Below are 9,334 nucleotides of genomic sequence, written 5' to 3' on the forward strand. Positions count from 1 at the left end.
AGATCCTCATGTCCGGCGGCGGGCGCTGCAACTTCACCAACCTGTACACCGAGCCGGCCAACTTCCTGTCGCACAACGCGCACTTCTGCAAATCGGCCCTGGCCCGCTACACCCAGTGGGACTTCATCGAGCTGGTGGCCAAGCACGGCGTGCCCTACCACGAGAAAAAGCTCGGCCAGCTGTTCTGCGACAACAAGGCCAGCGACATCCTCAACATGCTGCTGGCCGAATGCGCCGAGGCCGGTGCCGAACTGCGCATGGAAACCAGCATCCAGCACATCGAGAAGACCGAAGGCGGCTACCTGCTGCAAACCAGCGCCGGCCAGTTCGCCTGCCAGTCGCTGGTGATCGCCACCGGCGGCTTGTCGATCCCGACCCTGGGCGCCACCGGTTTCGGCTACCAGGTGGCGCGCCAGTTCGGCCACACCCTGCTGCCGACCCGCGCCGGCCTGGTGCCGTTCACCATCACCGAGCCCCAACTCAAGGCACTGTGCACCGAGCTTTCGGGCACCTCGCTGGACTGTACGGCCAGCTGCAACGGCACCAGCTTTCGCGAAAACCTGCTGTTCACCCACCGCGGCCTGAGTGGCCCGGCGATCTTGCAGATCTCTTCGTTCTGGGAAGCCGGCGACACCGTCGAGATCAACCTGCTGCCCGATCGCGATGCGCTGGCCTGGCTGCAACAGCAGCAAGCCGAACGCGCCAACGCCGAGCTCAAGACGGTGCTGGGCGAGGTGTTCACCCGCAAGTTGGCCAACCTGCTGGCCGAGCAGTGGTTCGAATCCAGGCCGATGAAGCAGTACACCCCGGCAGAACTGGCGCAGATCGCCGACAAGCTGGCCGCCTGGCAGCTGGTGCCGGCCGGCACCGAGGGCTATCGCACCGCCGAAGTGACCCTGGGCGGCGTCGATACCCGCGAGGTGTCGTCCAAGACCATGGAGTCGCTGAAGAGCCCTGGGCTGTACTTCATCGGTGAAGTGCTGGATGTCACCGGCCACCTGGGCGGTTTCAATTTCCAGTGGGCCTGGGCATCGGCCAACGCTGCGGCGCAGTTCGTGTAGAGTAGAATCCATTCAGCAGCACGGAACGCTTCTTGCTGGTCCGTGCGGCAATGCATTCATTCGATCACTGCCCAAGGCCATCATGTCATCGAGCTCGTTCCGTCAGTCACTGCGTCGCCTGTGGGGCCAAGACAAGTTCAGCTACAGCATTCGAGTGACCATTGCCCTGACCGGCAGCCTGGCCTTGTGCTGGTACCAGAACGAGATGGGCCTGCTGATTCCGCTGTTCCTCGGCATCATCGCCAGCGCCCTGGCCGAGACCGACGACAGCTGGCAGGGCCGCCTCAGCGCCCTGGCGGTGACCTTGGTGTGCTTCGCCATCGCCGCCCTCGCCGTCGAGCTGCTGTTCCCCTACCCCTGGATATTCGCCATCGCCCTGGCGCTGGCGGCCTTCGGCCTGACCATGCTCGGGGCGCTGGGCGAGCGCTATGGCGCCATCGCCTCGGCCACGCTGATCACCGCGGTGTACACCATGATCGGCGTCGACCAGCGCGGCGGCCAGGTCACCGACTTCTGGCACGAACCGCTGCTGCTGGTGGCCGGCGCTGCCTGGTACGGCCTGCTGTCGGTGCTGTGGCAGGCGCTGTTTTCCAACCAGCCGGTGCAGCAGAGCCTGGCCAAGCTGTTCTTCGAACTGGGCCGCTACCTCAAGCTCAAGGCCAACCTGTTCGAGCCGATCCGCAACCATGACCTGGAAGCCCGGCGCCTGGAGCTGGCCCAGCAGAACGGCAAGGTGGTCGCGGCCCTCAACGCGGCCAAGGAAATCATCTTGCACCGGGTGGGCAACAGCCAGCCCAACTCCAAGGTCAGCCGCTACCTGAAGCTGTACTTCCTGGCCCAGGACATCCACGAGCGCGTCAGCGCCTCGCACTACCCCTACAACGCCCTGGCCGATGCGTTCTTCCACAGCGACGTGATGTTCCGCTGCCAGCGCCTGCTGCGCCATCAAGGCTCGGCCTGCCAGGACCTGGCGCGCTCGATCCGCCTGCGCCAGCCGTTCGTGCTCGACAGCCGCTTCGCCGACACTTTGGAAGACCTCAACGCCTCCCTGGAGCACCTGCGCAACCAGAACAACCCGGCCTGGCGCGGCCTGTTGCGCTCGCTGCGAGCACTGGCGGCCAACCTGGCCACCCTCGACCGCCTGCTGGGCGCCGCCAGCAACCCGGACAGCCTCGCCGATGCCAGCGACAGCAGCCTGCTCGACCGCTCGCCGCGCAACCTCAAGGACGTCTGGACCCGCCTGCGCACCCAGCTCACACCCACCTCACTGCTGTTCCGCCATGCCCTGCGCCTGCCGCTGGCGCTGTCGATCGGCTATGGCATGGTGCACCTGATCCACCCGACCCAGGGCTACTGGATCATCCTCACCACGCTGTTCGTCTGCCAGCCCAACTACGGCGCGACCCGGCGCAAGCTGGTGCAGCGGATTTTCGGCACGGCCATCGGCCTGACCGTGGGCTGGGCGCTGTTCGACCTGTTCCCCAACCCTGTGATCCAGTCGCTGTTCGCGGTGGTTGCCGGAGTGGTGTTCTTCGTCAACCGCACCACCCGCTACACCCTGGCCACGGCAGCCATCACGCTGATGGTGCTGTTCTGCTTCAACCAGATCGGCGATGGCTATGGGCTGTTCCTGCCGCGCCTGTTCGATACGCTGGTGGGCAGCCTGATCGCCATCCTCGCGGTGTTCCTGTTCCTCCCCGACTGGCAGGGCCGGCGCCTGAACAAGGCGCTGGCCAATACCTTGAGCTGCGCAAGCCTGTACCTGCGCCAGATCATGCAGCAGTACGCCCACGGCAAGCGCGACGACCTCGCCTACCGCCTGGCCCGGCGCAACGCCCACAACGCCGATGCCGCGCTGTCCACCACGCTGGCCAACATGCTCATGGAGCCTGGGCATTTTCGTAAGGAGGCGGACGTGGGCTTCCGCTTCCTGGTGCTGTCGCATACCTTGCTCAGCTACCTCTCGGGGCTGGGTGCACACCGCGACAATGCCTTGCCGGCAGAGGTGCAGGAACAGTTGATCGACGGCGCCGGGCAGAGCCTGGCCGACAGCCTGGACGAGATTGCCAATGGCCTGGCGGCGCGCTTGCCGGTGGCCATTCACAGCGACGCCGAGGAGGCGCTGGCCAATGCGCTGGAGCAGATGCCCGATGAGGTGGATGAGCATCAGCGGCTGGTGCAGACGCAGCTGGCCTTGATCTGCCGGCAGCTGGGGCCGCTGCGGACCCTGGCCGCGCACCTGATCAAAGAGGGCTCACCGGCCTGATTTCTCGTTGCCTTTGCCGGCCTCTTCGCGGGGCAAGCCCGCTCCCACAGGTATCCCGCTAGGCTCAAGGGTTGTAGATAACCTGTGGGAGCCGGCTTGCCTCTTCGCGGGGCAAGCCCGCTCCCACAGGTACCCCGCTAGGCTCAAGGGTTGTAGCTAACCTGTGGGAGCCGGCTTGCCGGCGATAGGGCCAGCACAGACGCCAGAGGTCAAAAGCCATGCTGGCGCAGCAACCGCGCATAGCTGCCATCGGCCTTCATCGCCGCAATGGCGCGCTCGAAGCGTTCGACGATCTGCTGGTGCTCGGGATGCTTCAGGCTCACCAGAATATGCAGGGTATTCTCCGCCAGCGGCGGCCCCACCAGCGTCACGCCGTCGCGCACCTGCTGCGGCTCGCGCTGCAGGTTGTAGCGCGCCACGTACTCATCCTCCACCGCCAGGTTCACCCGCCCTGCCGCCAGCATGCGCACGGCCGTGGAGAAGTTGCGCACCTGCACCTTGTGCAGGCGGCTGTCGTCATCGAACACCGGCGAGTAGGCGTAGTCGCGCACCACGGCAATACTGTAGGGGTACAGGTCGCTCTGCTGCTGGTAGCGGAAGTTGTCGCCCTTGCGCTTGAGCAGGCGAATCCGGTTGTTCAGGTAGCCCTTGGAAAACTGGCCGACCTGCGCCCGCGAGTCGTTGTACCAGGTGTTGATCAGCACGTCGTAGCGCCCTTCGCCAATGCCCATCAGCGCACGCGCCCAGGGCACCTCCTCGTAGCCGCTGGCATAACCCGCGCGTGTCAGCGCGGTGGTGACCAGGCTGGTGGCCAAGCCACCGCCGGGCATGCCGCTGTCGGTGAACGGCGGCCAGTTGTCGGCCACCAGCCGCAGCTTTTCCTGGCCCAGGGCAGGTGCTGTCAGCATCACGCCCAACAATCCCAACGCGTAAAGCAGTGGCCGCATGCTGAAGTCCTTTTGCAGAGGGGGCACACGTGATGAAAGGCATCTGCAAACGAGAGTACACAAAGCCGTGGCGCAGGGCAGCGGCCAATAGTGTCATTTAGCCTCTATTTTGGCCGAACCCATCTGCCACTCGTCGCCGGCCAGCAAATTTGCGATGATCGCCGATCATTTTCAGGAGTTACCCGCCATGTCCATCGAATGGGTCTGCAAGCACCACACTGATCTGAGCAAGGAGCAGCTCTACGCCATCCTGCAGTTGCGCACCGAAGTGTTCGTGGTGGAGCAGCGCTGCGCCTACCAGGAAGTCGACGGCCAGGACCTGGCAGGCGACACCCTGCACCTGATGGCCTGGCAGGAGGACCAGTTGCTGGCCTACCTGCGCCTGCTCGATCCGCAGTCCCAGGGTGGCGACGTGGTCATTGGCCGTGTGGTGACGGCGCCGCAGGCGCGCGGGCTGAAGCTGGGCCACCCGCTGCTGCTCAAAGGGCTGGAAGCGGCCGCGCATTGCTGGCCGGGCACGCCGGTGTACCTCTCGGCGCAGGCGCACCTGCAGGGCTTCTATGGCCAGCACGGCTTCGAAGTGGTGGGCGAGCAGTACCTGGAAGACGACATCCCCCACATCGGCATGCGCAAGGCCTGAGCCCGGCAGCTCACGGGTAGCCGAGCACCTCGCGGATCTGGCGCAGGTGCCGGATGATCCACTGCTTGTCGATCGCCCCCCAGTCATGGATGCGGTAGTGCCCGGCATGGTTGCGCGCCCCTTCCTGCTGCTCGAACTCGCAGACGATGTCCAGGTCGGCCAGGGCTGCGATGGTGTCCTGGGCGGTGCGCCGCGGCATGCCGGTGGCCTCCATCAAGGCCGGTACGCTGGTGGCGGTCTGGCTGTCGATCAGCCAGGCCACGTACAAACGACGATAGAAGCTGCTCTTGGTCTTGCTCACTTCCATGCTGCGGGGTCCTTACAGGTTGCCTGGCAGTTCCCGATAGGTCAGGTACACGCGCAGGTCGAATTCCAGTTGGTGGTAGTCCGGTTCCATGTGCTGGCACAGCTGGTAGAACGCCTTGCTGTGGTCGCGCTCGCGCAGGTGCGCAAGCTCGTGCACCACGATCATGCGCAGAAACGCCGGCGCCGCCTCCTTGAACAGCGAGGCGATGCGGATTTCCTTCTTCGCCTTGAGGTTGCCGCCCTGCACCCGCGACACCGCCGTATTCAGGCCCAGGGCGCGGTGGGTGAGGTCCAGACGGTTGTCGAACAGCACCTTGTCCAGCGGCGGCGCAGTACGCAGGTACTGCTGGCGCAGTTGCTGGGCGTAGTTGTACAGCGCCTTGTCGCTCTGCACGTCATGGCGGCCCGGGTAGCGCTGCTGCAGGTAGCCGCCCAGGCGGTCGCTGTCGATCATTTGCTGCACCTGCTGTTGCAGGTGCGGCGGGTAGGCTTGCAAGTAGCGTAATACGGTCATGGCACGGTTTTCGGCGTAACGAACGCCGATTCTAGCCAATCAGGGCCGGGGCCAGGGAAAAATTGCCGGGAACTCGCTGGCGTGCGCCGCCGTCATCGGGTGGGCGACCAGAAAGCCTTGCACGTAGGCACAGCCGTTGGCTTTCAGCCAGGCCGCCTGGGCCGGTGTTTCCACGCCTTCGGCGATGACCGTGATGCGGTATTGCGCGCACAGGCCGATGACGCTGCGCACCAGCGCGGCGTCGGCGGCCGAGCCCGGCAGGCGCGCCACCAGGTGGCGGTCCAGCTTCAAGGTATCGATCGGCAGGTCGCGCAGCATGCGCAGCGAGCAGTCACCGGCACCGAAGTCGTCCAGCGCCACCCTCACGCCCAGTTCGTGCACCCGGTGTATCTGCTTGATGGCCGCCTCGAGGTTGTCGGTCAGCGAAGTCTCCGCAACCTCCACCTCCAGCTGCGAGGGCACCAGGTGGTACTCGTCGATCACCCGCCGCAGCTCATCGACCAGGCTGGGCATGGCGAATTGCGCCCGGCTCAGGCTGATGCCCAATACCAGGTCCGGGGCGAAACGCTCACGCCAGGCATGGCGCTGGGCCGCGCCCTGGCGGTAGATCCAGCTGGCCAGGCGGTTGATCAGGCGGGCCTCTTCCAGCAGGGGAATGAACAGCCCTGGCGGTACATCGCCCACACTGGGGTGCTGCCAGCGCAGCAAGGCCTCGAAGCCGCGCAGGTGCCCATCGGCGAAGCCGACCTGCGGCTGGTACACCAGGCTGAAGTCCTGCGCCTCGACCGCCTGGCGCACGCCGTCTTCGAGCATCAGCCGCGAACGCGCGCGGCCGTTGAGCTCCTGGTCGTAGAAGCGGTATTGCTGGCGCCCAGCCTGTTTGGCCGCATACATCGCCGCATCGGCGGCGCGCAGCAGGCCTTCGACCGTGGCCCCGCAGTCTGGGTAGGTGGCGATACCGATGCTCACGCCCAGGCTGACATCCAGGCCCTCCATCGGCTGCTGGATGGAAACCCGCTCGAGCAGTTGCTCGGCGAAGCGCCCGGCCTGTTCGGGGTACGGCAGGCTGTCGAACAGTGCGGTGAACTCGTCGCCGCCCATGCGCGCCAGCAGCGCCTCGCTGCCCAGGCAGTCCTTGAACTGCTCGGCCACCCAGCGCAATACCCGGTCACCGGCCTCATGCCCCAACGAATCGTTGATGCGCTTGAAGCCGTCCAGGTCCATGTACATCAGCGCCTGGGCCTTGTCGGAGCGCTCGTTGCGCAGCAGCACGCCTTCGGCGGCCTGGTAGAAACCGCGGCGGTTGAGCAGGCCGGTGAGGGGGTCGGTTACCGCCTGGTATTCGAGCTGCTGGTGCAGGTTGCGCACCACCGACATGTCGAGCACGGTCACCACCATTGCCTGCTGGTCGGCGGGCAATGGCGCGCACGACAGCGCCACCGGCACCAGGTGGCCGCCCACCGTGCGCAAATGGGCGTCGTGCACCCGGAAGATGCGCCGTGCCAGGTAGGCCTGGTGGAAGTCGGAGTCGTGCCACAAGGTGGCATTGGGCAGTTGCACCAGATCCAGCAGGTGCACGCTTTGAAGTTGCTCCACCGGCGCCTGGAGCAAGTGTGAAATGGCCGGGTTGGCGAAGCTGATGGTGCCCGAGGCATCGACCACCAGGATGCCCTCGGCGGCGTTTTCCAGGATCGAGGCATTGAAGGCCCGGGCCGCTTCCAGCTCGCGGGTCAGGCGCTGCAGCATGCGCCGGTTGCGCTGCTGGTCCAGTTGCGCCTGCACCTTGGGCTTGAGGATCTGCGGGTCGAACGGCTTGAACAGGTAATCCACCGCGCCACTGGCGTAGCCCTTGAGCACGGCGGCATCGGACTGCTCGTTGGCGGTGAGGAAGATGATCGGGGTGAGGCGGGTACGCTGGCTGCCACGCATCAGCCGGGCGACTTCGAAGCCGTCCATTTCCGGCATCTGCACATCCAGCAGCACCAGGTCGACATCGTGTTCGAGCAAGGCGCTCAGGGCTTCCGTCCCCGAACTTGCCGTTAGCACTTGCCAATCGTTGCGCGCCAGCAGTGCGCGCATGCTGATGAGGTTTTCCGGGTAATCATCCACCACCAGGAGCACAGATTTGCTCTCTGAGGGGTGAGGGTAAGCGCCATCCATGCTGCTTCTCTTGTGTGACCGACTTCAACCTGCAATTGGATCCGATTAATACTCTAGACACCAGCCTGCAACACGCAATGCAATCAGAACGCTATCAGTGAAGAAATCTAAGGGTAGTCGACTAACGGTCACCTGCCGGCATTTCGCCCATAAAAAAACCCGCATTTCTGCGGGTTTTTCGTACCGTTCAGCGGATCAGTTGACCTTGGCGGCCAACTCACCTTTCAGGTAACGCTGGAACATGCCTTCCAGGGAGATCGGCTTGATCTTCGAGGCATTGCCGGCGGTGCCGAAGGCTTCGTAACGGGCGATGCACACGTCGCGCATGGCCTTGACGGTTTCACCGAAGAACTTGCGCGGGTCGAACTCGCTTGGGTTCTGGGCCATCAGGCGGCGCATGGCACCGGTGGAGGCCAGGCGCAGGTCGGTGTCGATGTTGACCTTGCGCACGCCGTGCTTGATGCCTTCGACGATTTCTTCGACCGGTACGCCGTAGGTCTCTTTGATGTCGCCGCCGTACTGGTTGATGATCGCCAGCCACTCTTGCGGTACCGAGGAAGAACCGTGCATCACCAGGTGGGTGTTGGGGATGCGCTTGTGGATTTCCTTGATGCGGTCGATGGCCAGCACGTCACCGGTAGGCGGCTTGGTGAACTTGTAGGCACCGTGGCTGGTACCGATGGCGATGGCCAGGGCGTCGACCTGGGTCTTCTTGACGAAGTCGGCGGCCTCTTCCGGGTCGGTCAGCATCTGGCTGTGGTCCAGCACGCCTTCGGCGCCGATGCCGTCTTCTTCACCGGCCATGCCGGTTTCCAGCGAACCCAGGCAGCCCAGCTCGCCTTCGACCGACACGCCGCAGGCGTGGGCCATGGCAACGGTCTGCTGGGTAACGCGCACGTTGTACTCGTAGTCGGTCGGGGTCTTGCCGTCTTCGCCCAGCGAGCCGTCCATCATCACCGAGCTGAAGCCCAGCTGGATCGAGCGCTGGCACACGTCAGGGCTGGTGCCGTGGTCCTGGTGCATGCACACCGGGATGTGCGGGAATTCTTCGATGGCAGCCAGGATCAGGTGGCGCAGGAACGGCGCACCGGCGTATTTGCGAGCACCGGCGGAGGCCTGGACGATGACCGGAGAGTCGGTCTTGTCGGCCGCTTCCATGATGGCGCGCATCTGCTCGAGGTTGTTGACGTTGAAAGCCGGAACGCCGTAACCGAACTCGGCGGCGTGGTCCAGCATCTGGCGCATGCTAATGAGTGCCATTGTGTATCTCTCTCCCGACAAGCGTCGTTTGTTTCGTGCAAGCCTGCCGCAGGGGCGGTTGCTGTTCAAGTAGTGTGGGCCACCCTCGCGGCCCGGCCAGGCACGGTGCCTTGCAGCCCCGCCCAATCAGATCGTTGGTTGCCACCCAGTACACCAGGCCTTCTTCGCCCCTGGTGTGGA

8 protein-coding genes are annotated in these 9,334 nt (G+C 64.8%); 3 read left to right on the plus strand and 5 right to left on the minus strand.

The features are described 5' to 3' along the window. Nucleotides 1-1,061 (plus strand): NAD(P)/FAD-dependent oxidoreductase (locus tag B3E94_RS07385; protein ID WP_286912926.1); only part of this gene is annotated, 1,061 nt, incomplete at its 5' end. 82 nt (nt 1,062-1,143) lie between these two features. Beyond that, entirely contained in the window at nt 1,144-3,327 is a 2,184-nt protein-coding gene (gene yccS, locus B3E94_RS07390; protein WP_286912928.1) for a YccS family putative transporter, read from the plus strand. A 209-nt stretch (nt 3,328-3,536) separates the two neighbouring features. On the opposite strand, the gene B3E94_RS07395 is transcribed toward yccS, so the two are convergent. Next, complete coding sequence (locus B3E94_RS07395) at nt 3,537-4,274, minus strand: substrate-binding periplasmic protein (RefSeq protein WP_176513793.1); 738 nt, start codon at nt 4,272-4,274, stop codon at nt 3,537-3,539. Between the two features lie 187 nt (nt 4,275-4,461). Here B3E94_RS07395 and B3E94_RS07400 point away from each other — a divergent pair, with 187 nt between their 5' ends. Further along, a complete protein-coding gene (locus B3E94_RS07400) occupies nt 4,462-4,914 on the plus strand; it encodes a GNAT family N-acetyltransferase (protein ID WP_176513791.1) in 453 nt (150 codons plus the stop codon). 10 nt (nt 4,915-4,924) lie between these two features. Here B3E94_RS07400 and B3E94_RS07405 read toward each other — a convergent pair whose 3' ends face one another. The 4 genes from B3E94_RS07405 to fba all read right to left on the minus strand — a co-directional run bounded on the left by B3E94_RS07405 (nt 4,925) and on the right by fba (nt 9,154). Continuing rightward, complete coding sequence (locus tag B3E94_RS07405) at nt 4,925-5,221, minus strand: winged helix-turn-helix domain-containing protein (RefSeq protein ID WP_003249396.1); 297 nt, start codon at nt 5,219-5,221, stop codon at nt 4,925-4,927. A gap of 12 nt (nt 5,222-5,233) precedes the next feature. Continuing rightward, nucleotides 5,234-5,734 (minus strand): M48 family metallopeptidase, encoded by a 501-nt coding sequence (locus B3E94_RS07410; protein WP_176513789.1) that lies wholly within the window; start codon nt 5,732-5,734, stop codon nt 5,234-5,236. Nucleotides 5,735-5,773: 39 nt separating this feature from the next. Further along, complete coding sequence (locus tag B3E94_RS07415) at nt 5,774-7,894, minus strand: putative bifunctional diguanylate cyclase/phosphodiesterase (RefSeq protein ID WP_286912930.1); 2,121 nt, start codon at nt 7,892-7,894, stop codon at nt 5,774-5,776. A 195-nt stretch (nt 7,895-8,089) separates the two neighbouring features. Continuing rightward, complete coding sequence (gene fba, locus B3E94_RS07420) at nt 8,090-9,154, minus strand: class II fructose-bisphosphate aldolase (protein WP_008093958.1); 1,065 nt, start codon at nt 9,152-9,154, stop codon at nt 8,090-8,092. Nucleotides 9,155-9,334: the final 180 nt, after the last annotated feature.

Origin of the sequence: Pseudomonas sp. UBA6315 (genome assembly GCF_002438125.1) — a bacterium.
Lineage (GTDB): Bacteria > Pseudomonadota > Gammaproteobacteria > Pseudomonadales > Pseudomonadaceae > Aquipseudomonas > Aquipseudomonas faucium.